Below are 13,561 nucleotides of genomic sequence, written 5' to 3'. Positions count from 1 at the left end.
CCGTGACGACGGACCCCGCCGGTTGCGCCGCCCCCCCCCCCCCCCGGTATTTCGCCCCGGCGGCGGACCAGCCCCGGAGCGCCACCGTCGACACGGTCGTCCCCTCCCTCGAACACCGACACAACGCCCACTCGAAGCTAGACGAGGACTTTCGCGGCGAACCCCTCCCGGATCTCGGATTCTCCATCGGCCCCCGGAAGTTCCAGTGCGCCTACACACCACACCCGTCGTCTTTGCGCATCGGCATCTGCGATACGCACGCCGCCGCCACGGTGTTGACCACGTGGTTCCTCGGGGTTGCTACCCCCAGGCGTCGCGAGCGTCGTCTTCAACAGCGAGGACGGGAGCGAGAACGGCCGCGCCGACGTCGACTTCGCCCTCCCCTGCCACAACGGGCGCGAGGCCCCGAGCAGCCTCGAACATAGCCGACGCGTGACTCCACGACTTCGGGCAGAGCTACCCATCGATGTCGACTGGAACCCCGCGGAGTTGTAGCCGAGCCTTCAGAAGCTCCATCTCCGGCAACGTGCCCGCCACACCGTCGTGGCTCAGTTGCTCGACCAACCCACGGGCCTGCGACAACGACACGGCCGAGACCTCACGGAAAACCTTCAGAGCCGGGAGAAGGCTTGGCACCGGATGGACCAACCGCAGTATGGCCGGGCCATGCACCGCAAGCAGGGCCTCCCGCACATCATCAGGAGCCGTCCCCCGCCCGGCATCTTCACACAGATAGGTGCCGCAGCCGTCGCAAGAGAACTCGGCATCCCACCACAGCTCACCGTGGTCGATGAACTGGTTCACTCGCCGCACCGCCGCGCTGCCGCACTCACAGAGCGATGCGATCTTCGCTGTCCGGCCAGTCACCTCGGCTCCGTTCCGTCCTGCTCCTGCTCCTGCTCCTGCTCCTGCTCCTGCTCCTGCTCCTGCTGTCGTGATCTTCTCGCGGTCACAGATCCGCGGCGACCGAATTCGAGAAGGGTGCGCGCTGCTTATGGACGCACGGAACGGTCAAGATCGCTTGCCAGGTTCGTCAGTGCCGCCGAGAACCCCGATGTCATCGGGGCGGGCCGGGTCTCCAGGTAAGCGAGGACGACCAGCTTCCTGATGTCGACGTGGACCGACTCGCCCGGCCGGGCCTGTCGGTAGCGGCGGATCGACTGCCCTGTCGACCGGGCGAGCCAGGCCGGGCGATTCCAGGCCAGGCGAGCCAAACCACAGGCCGGTCGAGCCCGGCCCCGCGATTCAGGCCGCGCCGGGTCGGGATCCGGTGGACCGGCGGTAGCGGCGGCGGTGGCGGACGGCAGGCGGCCCGCCTCCCGTGTGTCGGCCGGGGACCGTTCGCAACCGATACAGCGAATATCGTGAATACGGCGGATTTCGACAAAGTTGTTCCTGTGCTCCCACCGCCCGTGGGATGGATGAAAACCAGGGGTCGATTTCGGCCACGAAAAGTGGCGGAATCGGCGTTAAATGCACCTATCGGTGATTCGATTCGAGACTTTCTACCGCGTGGTTGGCTCGTCGGCTTCCGACGGCACTAGTATGCGAAAGTCTTCCGGGCTTCACTCGATGGGATAAACATGTCCATTGCAAGACGGCTGTCGAATGCCGGTGTCGGCATCGTTCTCACGAGTTCGGTACTCATTGCTCTCTCCGCCGGAACGGCGGATGCGGCCTCGGTAGCGACCTGGGACAAGGTGGCGCAATGTGAGAGCGGTGGTAATTGGTCCATCGTCTCGTCCAACGGCCTCTATTACGGAGGTCTGCAGATCAATCTGCACAACTGGCAGTACTACGGGGGGTTCCAGTATGCGGCCCGGCCTGATCTGGCGTCGAAGAAGCAGCAAATTCTCATAGCCGAGAAGATCCTCGCGGATCAGGGCGCCGGCGCCTGGACCTGTGCACCGGGAACGGGATTGTCCACCGATCACGCGAACCCGTATCCCGATCTGCTCACGACCGAGGTGTTCTCGATCGGTGACGACGACATCATCTACTCCGCGAAGCAGCCCCACGACACGAACACGTGGAGCAACTTCGACGCGGTCCCCGACAACGTCGGCACCAAGCAGATCGCAGCGGCATCCACCGCGAATTCCATGCACCTGTTCTCCATCGGCGACGACGACAAGATCTACACCGCCCAAAGGCCACACGACGGGCAATGGACCGGCTTCGACCCCCTGCCCTCCCCCAACGTCGGCACCAAACAAATAGCCGCGGCCGTCACCGGCGACACCGTCCACCTGTTCGCGATCGGCGACGACGACAAAATCTACACCGCCGACAAATACAGCAACGGAAACTGGACCAACTTCCACCCCCTCCCCGACAACACCGGCACCAAACAAATAGCCGCAGCCTCCACCGGCAACACCGTCCACCTCTACTCCATCGGCGACGACGACAAGATCTACGCAGCCGACGGCAACTACACCACCAACACCTGGTCCGACTTCGACCTCGTCCCCGACAACACCGGCACCAAACGAATCACCGCCGCCTCCACCGGCAACACCGTCCACCTCTTCTCCATCGGCGACGACGACAAGATCTACGTCGCCGACCGCGACTACACCACCGGCGGCTGGAGCAACTTCGACCCCGCACAACCACCCAACACCGGAACCAAGGAAATCGCCGCCTCCACCACCGGCAACACCGTCCACCTCTACTCCATCGGCAACGACGACATCATCTACGGCGCCGACGGCAACTACACCACCGGAAACTGGACCCAATTCTGGGCCCTCCCCGACAACACCGGCACCAAACGCATAGCCACCGCCAGCAACTGACGAACACGACGAGAAAACCGGCGGCAGTGTGCACGCACACTGCCGCCTTCTTTATCACCGACTTCTTCACCGACCCCTGCAATCACACGCTGCAGCAACGGAGTACGCCGCTGATAGCGCACGGTCATTCCCGGCACCTGCTCGGCGAAGGCCACCTTCGAGCAGGCCGGATTGTCGCCGTACAAACGGCGCACGCGTGCGATGGTCGCGGCCTTGGTGTCGTCGTCGTAGTAGGTGTACGAGGTCATCGTGCACATCGCGTCGGTGACCGACACGTGCCGCCTGGTCGGGTCGTACACCCGGGATTCCACGATCAGGTCGCGCGTGGTGCCGAATGGGTCGCCGTCCCTGCCGACCAGCACAGTCTCGGCGAGCAGGCCACCCGGCGTGTAGGTGTGGCGGATCTCGCCGCGACCGGGTCGGTGGTGGAGGCCAGGCGCCCGAACGCGTCGTAGGTGGTGCGGGTCGCCCCGCCTTCGGGGTCGGTCGCGGTCTCCGGGCGGCCCTTGGCGTCGTAGGTGTTGGTGTCGGTAAGGGTCGTGTCGCTGCCAGAGAGGTCGGCGATCGACGCTCGATCACCCGGCCGTCCACGTCGTAGACCCTGGTGCCGCGCACCGTGGGGGTGACGCCGGTGATCTCGTTGCGCACTCCCGGCCCGGTCGCGGCCGCGCCGGTCGTCGGCCGCGACGCGAAGTCGTACCCTGTCGTCGTGGTCACGCCCCGCCGGCACGCTGTCCGATATCTCGGTGGTGCTCATCATGCGGCGAAGGCGCCGTAGGTTTGACGGGTGATCAGACCCACCAGGTCGGTCGTGGCCGCCAGGTCGCCGTTGGCGTGGTGCGCGCAGTTCGCGACACGGTCGCCGGGTGTCGCCCTCGCCAACGCCCGTCGGCGGCAAGGCGCATGGGCGGCGGAACGGGTCGAGGCCTTGACGCGGCTGGGGATGTGGTGGGCATGGCGGGTATTTCTGTCATGACGGGATTCGGTCGTCGCGCGGGTGGGCGGAGGTCGTCCTTCGCACCTGGAGGTAGGGGGCAAGCCGTGTGCCTCTCGGTACTCGGCGGCCAACAGGCGTACGCGCGGTTTCACGGCTGGAGCATGTCTCCTTGGGGTGGCCCCCGCAGCGGAGTCGCCCTGCCGTGCGAAGCTGCACGCCATGGCGCCTGCGACAGTCCGTGGACTTGCCCTCCCAGCCCAATTGACCTCTCTCATCGACTGCGGCCGGTGGCGGCACCCCGGTGATGCCGTGTTGGCGGAGGTCATCCCGTGGTTCGAGTCTTCGCTCGTATTCGTGTCCGACCCGGAGCAGATGGAGTTCCAGTCCCGATCGATGGACATGTTCGCCGACGATCCGCACTGTTCCTTCTTTCGCGAGGCACGTGGAAGCAGGGCCACCGGCCCCCTCGAACTTCCCTGGCTCGACGTTGAACAGGCGGTGCTGATTGCCGTCAATCGCAACCCTGGTGACGACGTTGCCCTGGCACTCGACTACCGGACCGATCCATCGGATCCCCGCGTTGTCGGCAGTGACTTCTGGACGAACCCCCATCTGTGCCAGTGGCGGGTCGTAGCCCCCACCTTCTCGGCGTTCACCGCGAGATTGGGCCTGTAGATCCCGGGGCCATCCTGATCTACATGCCCGGATACGGAAGTGCGGCCGGGCCCACTCGCCGGATCCGGTTCCGCCGGTTGGTCTGCCCTCGCCGGATCGGACGAGGCCCGGGAGGGGCTCCGGGCATACATCCGGGTGGGCAGGCACTGGGTCTCGGTGCTGCAGTCTGTCGCGGATGGTTGGCCGGCCGAGTGGTGGGAGGACCTGGGCGACGTCGCGCGCGCCCGGATCGGCGGGGAGGAGGAGACTCCGTGGTCCGCCGAGCCGTGGAGCCGGTTCGGGATCGAGCTGCCGGGACCCACGTTCCGTCCGCGGCCGTCCCTGGGCGGGCTGGGCGACGACGAACTGCTCGCCCTGCTGGCCGCCGGCGCCACGGAGTTCGACGTGAAGGTCGACGCGCTGCGTGCGCTGGCCGGGTGGGAGCCGGCCGAGCGCTTGATCCCGCTCGTGCCCTCGCTGGGAACCCCGGACGGCCGCCGACCCCTGCCCCTGCTCCGGCGGGCGGTCGACCGACTGGGAGCCCTCGCCGTGCCGGCGGCGCGGGGGTGGGCCGCGGACGGGCGGGAGTGGCTGGCCCGGCTGGGGGCGGACGTCCTGGCCGAACACCCCGGGCCCGAGGCACTGCCGGGGCTCGTGGCCGAACTCGCCGAACAGTGGAAGGCCCGCGCCTGGTGCGGCCCCGACACCACGGCGAGGAGGCTGGCCCGCTTCGGACCCGAGGCGGCCGACGCCGTGCCCGTCCTGTGGCGCTACTGGCGGCACACCCCGCACTCGTACGAGCGCGCCGACTACCTGAAAGCGATCGCCGCGATCGACCCGTCCGGTGTGGACGAGGCGTACACCGAGTCGCTCGAGGACTGCGAGGAACGGGCACGGCTGCCGGCCATCGCCTCGGCACCCCACAACCCGCGGACCCTGCACCGCATCGCCGTACTGCGCGACGACCCGATGGAGACACCGGAGGTACGGGCCGCCGCCGGAGCGCGGTCGGGCCCGCGACCGGCCTGAGTTTCCCTGCCTCACCCCGGCAGGACGACCGGCGACCCGTCGCGACCGACGCCGTTTCGCACGCCGGATTCCTCTCGGGCAGCGCGCCACCGGTGTGCAACGGGCGGCCGGCGAGCGAACGATCCATGGCCTCGAACCCGCCCCGCGAAGCACGTCATCGGATCCCGCGCGTACAGGTTCACCCTCGTTCGAGTACGGGAATCCACGAACTCGTTCACCTTGGCGTTCGACCTGCTCCACGACGACGATCGAGACCTGACCGCGTTGTCGTACACACGCCGTCGCGCGCGGTTGGAGGAGTTGTTCGCCCAGTACACGCCGGGTCCGCCGTGGATGTTGTGCCCGTCGACGACCGATCGTGCCCTGGCCGAGCAGTGGATGCGGGACTGGGGACCGGCGGGGGTCGAGGGCTTGATGATCAAGAACCCACAGGAACGGTACGTACCGGGGGAGCGGCGGTGGCGCAAGTACCGTCGGCGCGAGTCCGCGGAGGCGGTGATCGGCGCCGTCGCAGGCAGTGTGGAGCACCCCACGACGGTCCTGTTCGGCCGTTTCGACGAGGCGGGCCGGTTGCGGTTCGTCGGCCGCAGCACCGCCCTGGACCGCTCGACCGCCACAGCCGTGGCCGCGCGTGTCGAACCCGCCGACGACGATCATCCCTGGCACGGCCGCACGTTCTCGCCCGCGTGGGGCACCCGCGACAGACACCCCATGTTCCCGGTCGTGCCCGCGGTGGTCGCCGAGATCGCGGTGGACACCGCCTTCGAGAACGGGAAGTGGCGGCATCCCGTCAGGTTGCTGCGCCTGCGCGAGGACATGGACCCGGTGGACGTGCCCCCGTTCGGCATCGGAAACCGCCCCGAAGGCGGCTGAGGAATGTGGCGGGTTCCGATCCCGCGCAGTCGGGGCCGCCATGCGTCCCGGTTGGCGGATCAGCGAGTCCGTATCTCATACCCCAGTTCGACCAACGGCGTCGTGGTGCGCCGTCCGCCGCGAAGGCCCTCGGGGCGGTGTCCGTGCAGGATCCGATACGCCGCGCCCACGATGGCCTTCGAGTCGTACTCGCGGCCCTCGTGCACGAGTAGGTATCGCGTGGCGCGGCCGTAACCGTAGGTGTCGTGGAACGTCTCCCGTCCCCACTCGTCGTACTCCCGCATGGCCTGCTCGACCGCTTCACGCGTGACGGGTATCATGGAACGAGCCTAGAGCCTGTCTGACAAAACGATCATGGTTGTGGTTCGCGGAGCCAGAGGATCAGTGAGGCGAGGACGACGCCCACCGTGTAACGGGTGGCGAGCTTGTCATGGCGTGTCGCGATCGCGCGGAACTGTTTCAGGCGGGCGAAACACCGCTCCACCACGTTGCGTTCGCGATACGTCGCCTCGCCGAACGCCGGCGGACGCCCGCCCGCACGACCGCGACGGCGGCGGTTCGCCCGTTGGTCGGCCCGTTCGCCCGTTGGTCGGCCCGTTCGGGGATCACCGCCCGCACCCCCGCCGCCCGCAACCGGGCACGGATCGCCCGCGAGGAGTACGCCCGGTCCGCAATCACCCGGGCCGGCCGCGACACCACAAGATCATTATCAGACAGGCCATAGTCTGCGGTGCATGACGGATGAGTACAGACGTTGGTCTGCGGAGCAGCGGTTCGAAAGCCTGCTGGAGCAGTTGGCGCCGCTGGACCTGGGCGGATGGCGGATGGCGGAGGTTTCGTCCGTTCTGGGCGGCCTGGGGTGGCGGTTGCTCGCCACGGGGCCGAACGGCGGGCAGGCGGACCCGGTCCGGGGTCGGCTGGAGGGGGTGCGGTGGCGGTTGGACGATCCGCCGGGCGGCCCCAGGCAGGGGGTCGGCGTCGTGGCCGTCGACGAATTCGATGCCGACCAGGCGATCTCCCTGGAGATCAACCTGAGTTACGGCATCCGGTACAGCGACGCGGTGGAATTCGTACAGACGGCCTGGGAGCTGACCGAGGACATCCTGGGCGCACCGCCGACGGTGTGCGCCGGGCCCGGCCCGACCATGCTCTGGCGTCGCCCGGGCACCAGCCTGGCCGTGCGGTTGCACGGGGACAGCGCGATCATGGCGATGCTGAACACCACGTTCGACAACGACGCCGCCGGTCTGCCGCATGGGATCTGGCGCGCCGCCGCGCCGATCGACCTGCGCTCCCCCGAGCCGCGCCCGACCCCGCCTCGGACGTGGGAGCGAGTACGTACGCAGCTCGCCATCGCGTTGCGTGCCCTGTGCACGGACGCACCGCGCATCCCCGCCGAGTTCATCCTCCATCTGCAATCCGGCCGCGACCGACTCCGACGTGTCAGCGCCTGGAACGACGGAGTCGACCTGTGGATCGAGGCGTCCGACCACGGCGACCCGATGGCCGATCCCGACCGGTTCGTGCAATTCGGTTGGCCCCGGGCCGACTTGCTGTGCGAACAGCGCTTCCCCAACGCGTTGCGCCACCCCGAACACGCCGACACTGCGGCGACCATGCTCGTGAACGCGATCGAGAGCATGGGCGTGAAGGTGGACGATCTCGCCTACCACGGAACCGTCACCGGACGCCGCCTGTCCCTCGAACTCGAGCTCCCCGACCTGGCGTTGCTGCGCGTCGTCGACCCGGACGACTGACCGGGACCCCGTACGCGGCGGCGAGCGTGGTCGCCGGCCGGTGTCACCCGTGTGGCCGACCGTACAACGCCCACGGCCGCGCATCCGGGGCCCGTTCTCACAGGCCCCTGCCCGCCACGCCCTAAGCTTGACTCTGTCGGTGATCTTGGTGATTCCCGGTGCGGCAGCCTGATCATCGGGCATGCTCGGGCTGTTCGTGGCTCCCGCCCGAACAGACCCCGCCGCACCTGCCGCGGCCACCCCGGCGGCGCGGCCGTTCTCCCGGCTTCGGCGAAGTCGCGTCAGGAATGCTGTTGTTGCGTGAAATAGGGGGCCAGGATGGACACGATCACAATGCTGCTCCCGGGTGGCCGGAACGCGCTCGTGATGGCTTGGATATCGATGCGCGCGGTCGTGCTGGTCGTGGAGTGATCGGCCGCATCTCGCAACTGGGAGGGAAAGCGCGCCGGAACGAGGCCCTCGGCCCAGAATTCCGCGTACAGACTCACGCGCGACGGCAGGATCGCGTCGATGCGGCATGCCGGTTCGTGGCCGATCGGCGTGGAGGAGGCGTCGACGGCGGATGACGCGGGTGCGGGACACGGGGGCGTACCCGGATTCACGGAGGCCGGCCCGTTCCGTGACCAGCCGGCGGCTTCCAGCGCGACGGCAACGACCGTCGCGTTCTCCGCCTGGGGACCGTCGAGCACATAGGCGCGCACCACCTCGCGTTCGCAGTTGACGTCGCTCCAACCGTCCGGGTGCCACAGCCCCCGATCGCGGAACGAGGCGCCGCACACGTCCGACACCGCCTCCGCATGCGGCCGGGCGCGCCCGCCCATGGCCTGTTCCAGCGTCGTGTACGCGGCTTCGAGGTCCCCCACGGCCGTCCGCTGGGCCGCACGAACCTCGGGAGCGTTGGCCACCTTGTCGATGTCGGCCCGATCCGGAGGCTCTCCGTTGTAGACGAGCAGGAAGACGACCAACCCGATGAGAGCGAGTATCACCAGAAAGACCGATACCACCGCGCCCAGGAACCACTTGGCCAGACGCTTCGCCACGGTATTCACGGCCCCATGGTGGCTCATGGCCGGGCCCCGGGACCATGGAGAAACAGGTCCGATCCGGTTTGTCTGCCCCTAAGCTTGACTCTGTCGGTGATCTTGGTGATTCCCGGTGCGGCAGCCTGATCATCGGGCATGCTCGGGCTGTTCCGAGGGCCGAATGAGTTCGAGGTGTCTGTTGTCCCTCCGCCCCTGTCCCGGTGAGCAGGTCCCTTCTCTGACCGCGCAGGTCGCGCGGGCGAGCAACCCGGGCGGTACGACGGCGATATGGGTGCGGGACCGCCTCGACGGGTTGTGGAACGACGAGGACTTCGCCGACTGGTACCCACGTGACGGCCGTCCGAGTCTCGCACCTGCCCAATTGGCCACTGTCTGCGTACTGCAGTTCCTGCTCGGCCTGTCGGACCGACAGGCCGCCGAGGCGGTGCGCTGTCGCATCGACTTCAAATACGCCCTCGCGCTGGAGCTAGATGATCCCGGCTTCCACCACAGTGTGCTGTCCGACTTCCGAGAACGCCTCGCCGAGGGCGACCGTGCCGACCGGCTGCTGGACCTCGCTCTGATTCGGCTCAAGGACGCCGGGATCGTGCGTGAACGCACCACGCAACGCACCGACTCCACCCACGTCCTGGCCGCAGTGCGCGACCTCACTCGGCTCGAACTGGTCACCGAGGCGGTCCGTGCCGCTCTGGAAAAGGTTGCACACACAGCCGGGCATCTGCTTGTCGGCCTGGTCGGTGAGGACTGGGGGCGCCGCTACGGCCGTCCGGTCCGTCTGGGCAAGAACCCCACCCGCCCCAAGACAAGGATCCTCGCGGCCGGCGACGACGCCCATCGGCTGCTGGAGCATCTCCGCCGGCACGGATCGGGCTACCGTCCCGGCCCTCAGGCCGATGCCCTGCGGCAGATCGTCGTGCAGAACTACTGCCGCGATGCGGAGGGCCGCCTGCGCTGGCGCACCGCAGACCACGGCGGTCTGCCGCCCTCCTCCTCGGCGATCATCTCCCCTTACGACACCACGGCACGCTACGTCCGGCACGGGCACATCATCAGCTGGAAGGGGTTCGCGGCCCATCTCACCGAGACGTGCGCCTCCGACAGCGTCAACGTGATCACGGACGTGGCGACCACCTCAGCCGCCACCAACGACGCCCAGGCACTGCCCGGCATCCACGCCCGCCTGGCACGTCGCGGGCTGCTGCCCACCGAGCACCTGGTCGACGGCGGCTACACCTCCCTGGTCCACCTGGAACGAGCCGCCCGCGAACACCGGGTCACCCTCAGCGGGCCTCTACCGGGCAACCCCACCCGCCGGCACCGCAGGAGCGAGGGCTTCGACCGCGACGACTTCCACATCGACTTCGACCGCCGACAGGTCACCTGCCCCCAGGGCCAGGTCAGCAAGGGTTGGCACGGCCCCTACCCGACGTCCTCACCCACTGCGGCACCGCTGATCGTCGCCAAGTTCGCCAAGAGCCAGTGTCGGCCGTGTCCGGACCGCCCTCGGTGCACCAGTTCCCGCGAGGGCGCCAGGAACGTCGGCTTCCCGCCGCAAGAACTCCGCGACCTGCAAGTTCGCGTCCGCAACGAGCAGCAAAAGCCCGAGTGGAAGGCCCGTTACACGGTCCGCTCCGGAGTCGAGGGCACCATCAACGAATTCGCCCACGGACACGGCATGCGCCGCTGCCGCTACCGCGGACATCCGAAAGCTCACGTCCAACACGTGCTGACGGCCATCGCCGTCAACATCGAACGCCTCAGCTCCCTGCCAGCGGGAGGGGACGCCTTCCCGCCGAGACCGCCCACTGCCTTCCAGACCTTCCTGGAACGGAAAGACATCCCCCGGTCGAAGTCATGGCGAACCCTCGGGAGTTGAGCCCCCGACGTCCAAGATCACCGACAGAGTCAAGTTGACCCACTACGAAGGAGCCCTCGTTGTCGTCACCCACGACCGCCGCCTGCAAGCCGCCTTCACCACCGCGCGGTTGACCATCGCAAACGGCAGGCCCATCGAGCCGGGCATCGAGCCGGACGCCGAGGCGGGCCTCCGGCCGGACACAGCGCGAACGGCGTGAATCGTAGGGGCCCGACCGGGGTACCGAACGATCCGACGAACACGAAAGTGGAGCCGTACGTGCGTGCGTTCGGGTTTCGGGTAGGCGCGGGCGATGGATCCCATGGATTTGTCGTATGCGGTCATCGGCATCGGAGCACTCCTGGCCGGGGTGATGCCCCGGCTCGTGGCGCGGCGCCCGCTGTCCGTGCCGATCGCGTTTCTCCTGCTCGGGATGCTCGTGTTCGCGGTGCCTTCGCCGCTGCCGGATCCGGATCCCTTGGCGGATCCGGCCCTGAGCGCGCGCATCACCGAACTCGGCGTGATGGTGGCTCTGATGGGTGCGGGCCTCAAGCTCGATCGACCGTTCGGCCGGGATCGTTGGTCGTCGACGGGGCGTCTGCTGCTGATCGCCATGCCGTTGGGGATCCTGTCCATCGCGCTGCTGGGCTGGTGGGCGTTGGGCCTCGCCCCGGCCGGGGCCCTGCTGATCGGCGCCGCGCTCGCGCCAACCGACCCCGTGCTGGCCTCGGACGTCCAGGTGGGCGAGCCCAGTGAGGAGGAGGACTCGGAGGACGAGGTGCGTTTCACGCTCACTTCCGAGGCAGGGCTCAACGACGGTCTCGCCTTCCCGTTCGTGTATGCGGCTGTCGCCATGGCGACGATGGGGGCGGCCCCGGGCGCCTGGACAGGCCACTGGCTGGCCGTCGACGTGGCGTACAAGCTCACGGCCGGGCTCGTCTTCGGCCTGGGTACGGGTTGGCTCATCGGCCGCCTGAGCTTTCGTCCGCGCGCCCGGTCACTGCGGCTGGCCGAGCACGCGGAGGGCTTCGTGGCGCTTGCCGCGACGTTCCTGTCCTACGGCGTCACCGAGGTCGCGGGCGGCTACGGCTTCGTCGCGGTGTTCGTGTGCGCGTGCACGATCCGGGCCTCCGAGCGGGCGAGCGGCTACCACACCGTCCTGCACGATTTCATCGAGCAGATCGAACGCCTGCTCACCGTCGGCATCCTGCTGCTGTTCGGCGGCGCGATCGTCGGCGGCCTGCTCGGGCCGCTGACGTGGCAGGCGGTGGCCCTCGCGACAGCCGTGGTGTTCGTCGTCCGCCCGGCGACCTGCCTGGTCGCCCTCGTGGGATCCTCGCTGGCTCGACCCGAGCGGGGCGTGATCGCGTTCTTCGGCATCCGGGGCATCGGCTCGTTCTACTACGTGTCGTACGCGCTTGCCGAAGCGGAGTTCGCCCGGGCCGACCTGATCTGGGCCACGACCGGCCTGGTCGTGGTCATCTCCGTCGTCACCCACGGGATCACCGCCTCTCCGGTCATGACCTGGTTCGACAACCGGACGCCGACCGATACGGACGTCCCGTTCGCGCCCACCCCGGCCGGTTCCGCCCCCACCGCTCCACGTGCCCGCTCCCATGAAGCCGGCGAACCCGCCGAGTAGGCGGACCCGGCAGCGGTGGAACGCTACGCGGCCTGGCGCCCCTGGGTCGTCGCGAACGGCCGCGAACGCGACGGAACCGGGCCGCGACGGAGGTCGGCCGTGCGTGATGCGTTCCCGGCGGTGCGACGGGTCGATCCAGGGTGTCCGGGGACGATCCCCCACAACGCTGGTAGAAGACACTGTTGCGCGACGACGCGGTCATCGTGACCTCGGTTCCGTCCCGGACCCGCAGGCCGCCGTAGACCCAGGTCTTCTCCGGCCCGTGACTGTAGTCGAGCTCGTTCTTGATGCGATGCCCGTCCGGCGACCAACCCGGCGCCGGTGGGAACGCGCGCGGGATCACCGGGCCGAGTTCGTCGGCGCACACGACCGTGACGCCTTCGGGCGGGTTGGTGTAGAGCTCGACGATCCGCGTCCTTTTCCCGCGAAGTCCGGGTCTCTCGACCGGACCCACGACCGTGTGCGGCGCCACCGAACCCCCTCGGCGAGCAGAATCCTGCGGACCTGCGAACGGCTCACCGCAATACCCGTCCTCCCGGCCTCGGCGGCCAGGGCGTCCAACGTCCACTCCGGCGGCCCGGACTCGTCCGCGGCCCACAACTCGTCGGACGGCTGCATCTCCAAGCGGCCGGGTGGAGTGAGCCTGACCAGGGCAACGATCCGGGAGCGCTCGGCCTCGGTGATCCGCCGTTTGCGGCCGCACCCGGTCCGGTCCCCGAGGCCGTCCAGGCCCTGTTCGTTGAACCGGTGCAGCCACCGCCGCACGGTCTTCGCATCGCACCCCGCCCGAGCCGCCACCTGCGGCACGCGCAGACCTTCCCAGCTCAGCGTGACGATCCTCGCCCGCAGGATCCAATCACCCGGCGCGTGACGCGCCCCGGCCAACCGCCGGATCCTCTTCTCCTCGTCCCCGTCCACGGGCTGACGGGCCATCAGAAACTTCGGCACCACACTCGCCCCCGAGCAGCCG

13 protein-coding genes and 1 pseudogene are annotated in these 13,561 nt (G+C 68.6%); 8 read left to right on the top strand and 6 right to left on the bottom strand.

Features of this window, described 5'->3' with window-relative positions; all coding sequences use genetic code 11:
• Positions 1-456: 456 nt before the first annotated feature.
• Positions 457-804, bottom strand: a complete 348-nt coding sequence (locus ACZOOI_RS29295; RefSeq protein WP_465278642.1) for a hypothetical protein — start codon at positions 802-804, stop codon at positions 457-459.
• Positions 805-1,583: 779 nt separating this feature from the next.
• On the opposite strand from ACZOOI_RS29295, the gene ACZOOI_RS29290 reads away from it, so the two are divergent.
• Positions 1,584-2,801: a transglycosylase family protein gene (locus ACZOOI_RS29290; protein WP_465278641.1), complete on the top strand. Its 1,218-nt coding sequence runs from the start codon at positions 1,584-1,586 to the stop codon at positions 2,799-2,801.
• Here ACZOOI_RS29290 and ACZOOI_RS29285 read toward each other — a convergent pair.
• The gene (locus ACZOOI_RS29285; protein WP_465278640.1) at positions 2,720-3,163 is read right to left on the bottom strand and encodes a hypothetical protein; all 444 of its coding nucleotides are present in this window, start codon (positions 3,161-3,163) and stop codon (positions 2,720-2,722) included. The two genes, ACZOOI_RS29290 and ACZOOI_RS29285, sit on opposite strands and share 82 nt — an antisense overlap.
• An 836-nt stretch (positions 3,164-3,999) precedes the next feature.
• Here ACZOOI_RS29285 and ACZOOI_RS29280 point away from each other — a divergent pair.
• The 3 genes from ACZOOI_RS29280 to ACZOOI_RS29270 all read left to right on the top strand — a co-directional run bounded on the left by ACZOOI_RS29280 (position 4,000) and on the right by ACZOOI_RS29270 (position 6,294).
• Complete coding sequence (locus ACZOOI_RS29280; protein WP_465278639.1) at positions 4,000-4,413, top strand: hypothetical protein; 414 nt, start codon at positions 4,000-4,002, stop codon at positions 4,411-4,413.
• Between the two features lie 156 nt (positions 4,414-4,569).
• On the top strand, positions 4,570-5,421 hold the full coding sequence (locus ACZOOI_RS29275; RefSeq protein ID WP_465278638.1) for a hypothetical protein: 852 nt from the start codon (positions 4,570-4,572) through the stop codon (positions 5,419-5,421).
• A 6-nt stretch (positions 5,422-5,427) separates the two neighbouring features.
• The gene (locus tag ACZOOI_RS29270; protein WP_465281318.1) at positions 5,428-6,294 is read left to right on the top strand and encodes an ATP-dependent DNA ligase; all 867 of its coding nucleotides are present in this window, start codon (positions 5,428-5,430) and stop codon (positions 6,292-6,294) included.
• Between the two features lie 59 nt (positions 6,295-6,353).
• On the opposite strand, the gene ACZOOI_RS29265 is transcribed toward ACZOOI_RS29270, so the two are convergent.
• Entirely contained in the window at positions 6,354-6,614 is a 261-nt protein-coding gene (locus tag ACZOOI_RS29265; RefSeq protein WP_465278637.1) for a ScoMcrA-related endonuclease, read from the bottom strand.
• Between the two features lie 32 nt (positions 6,615-6,646).
• Positions 6,647-6,984: pseudogene (locus ACZOOI_RS29260) on the bottom strand (transposase); the annotation flags it as partial.
• A 44-nt stretch (positions 6,985-7,028) separates the two neighbouring features.
• On the opposite strand from ACZOOI_RS29260, the gene ACZOOI_RS29255 reads away from it, so the two are divergent.
• Positions 7,029-8,051, top strand: coding sequence for a hypothetical protein (locus ACZOOI_RS29255; protein WP_465278636.1), 1,023 nt, complete (start codon positions 7,029-7,031; stop codon positions 8,049-8,051).
• Positions 8,052-8,332: 281 nt separating this feature from the next.
• Here ACZOOI_RS29255 and ACZOOI_RS29250 read toward each other — a convergent pair whose 3' ends face one another.
• Positions 8,333-9,100, bottom strand: coding sequence for a hypothetical protein (locus ACZOOI_RS29250; RefSeq protein WP_465278635.1), 768 nt, complete (start codon positions 9,098-9,100; stop codon positions 8,333-8,335).
• Positions 9,101-9,272: 172 nt separating this feature from the next.
• Here ACZOOI_RS29250 and ACZOOI_RS29245 point away from each other — a divergent pair, with 172 nt between their 5' ends.
• From ACZOOI_RS29245 to ACZOOI_RS29235, 3 genes are all read left to right on the top strand, one after another.
• Entirely contained in the window at positions 9,273-10,970 is a 1,698-nt protein-coding gene (locus ACZOOI_RS29245; RefSeq protein ID WP_465278634.1) for an IS1182 family transposase, read from the top strand.
• 34 nt (positions 10,971-11,004) lie between these two features.
• A complete protein-coding gene (locus ACZOOI_RS29240) occupies positions 11,005-11,169 on the top strand; it encodes a hypothetical protein (protein ID WP_465278633.1) in 165 nt (54 codons plus the stop codon).
• A 102-nt stretch (positions 11,170-11,271) separates the two neighbouring features.
• Positions 11,272-12,591: a cation:proton antiporter gene (locus ACZOOI_RS29235; protein ID WP_465278632.1), complete on the top strand. Its 1,320-nt coding sequence runs from the start codon at positions 11,272-11,274 to the stop codon at positions 12,589-12,591.
• 339 nt (positions 12,592-12,930) lie between these two features.
• On the opposite strand, the gene ACZOOI_RS29230 is transcribed toward ACZOOI_RS29235, so the two are convergent.
• Entirely contained in the window at positions 12,931-13,524 is a 594-nt protein-coding gene (locus tag ACZOOI_RS29230) for a helix-turn-helix domain-containing protein (protein ID WP_465278631.1), read from the bottom strand.
• Positions 13,525-13,561: the final 37 nt, after the last annotated feature.

Source organism: Embleya sp. L77, from assembly GCF_055557415.1.
This window is presented reverse-complemented; position numbering and strand designations above follow the sequence as displayed.

What these genes read in the sequence shown, in the direction of transcription:
- ACZOOI_RS29290 (WP_465278641.1), top strand. Translation starts at nt 1,584, where the DNA reads ATGTCCATTGCAAGACGGCTGTCGAATGCCGGTGTCGGCATCGTTCTC.
- ACZOOI_RS29265 (WP_465278637.1), bottom strand. Translation starts at nt 6,614, where the DNA reads ATGATACCCGTCACGCGTGAAGCGGTCGAGCAGGCCATGCGGGAGTAC.
- ACZOOI_RS29255 (WP_465278636.1), top strand. Translation starts at nt 7,029, where the DNA reads ATGACGGATGAGTACAGACGTTGGTCTGCGGAGCAGCGGTTCGAAAGC.
- ACZOOI_RS29235 (WP_465278632.1), top strand. Translation starts at nt 11,272, where the DNA reads ATGGATTTGTCGTATGCGGTCATCGGCATCGGAGCACTCCTGGCCGGG.
- ACZOOI_RS29230 (WP_465278631.1), bottom strand. Translation starts at nt 13,524, where the DNA reads ATGGCCCGTCAGCCCGTGGACGGGGACGAGGAGAAGAGGATCCGGCGG.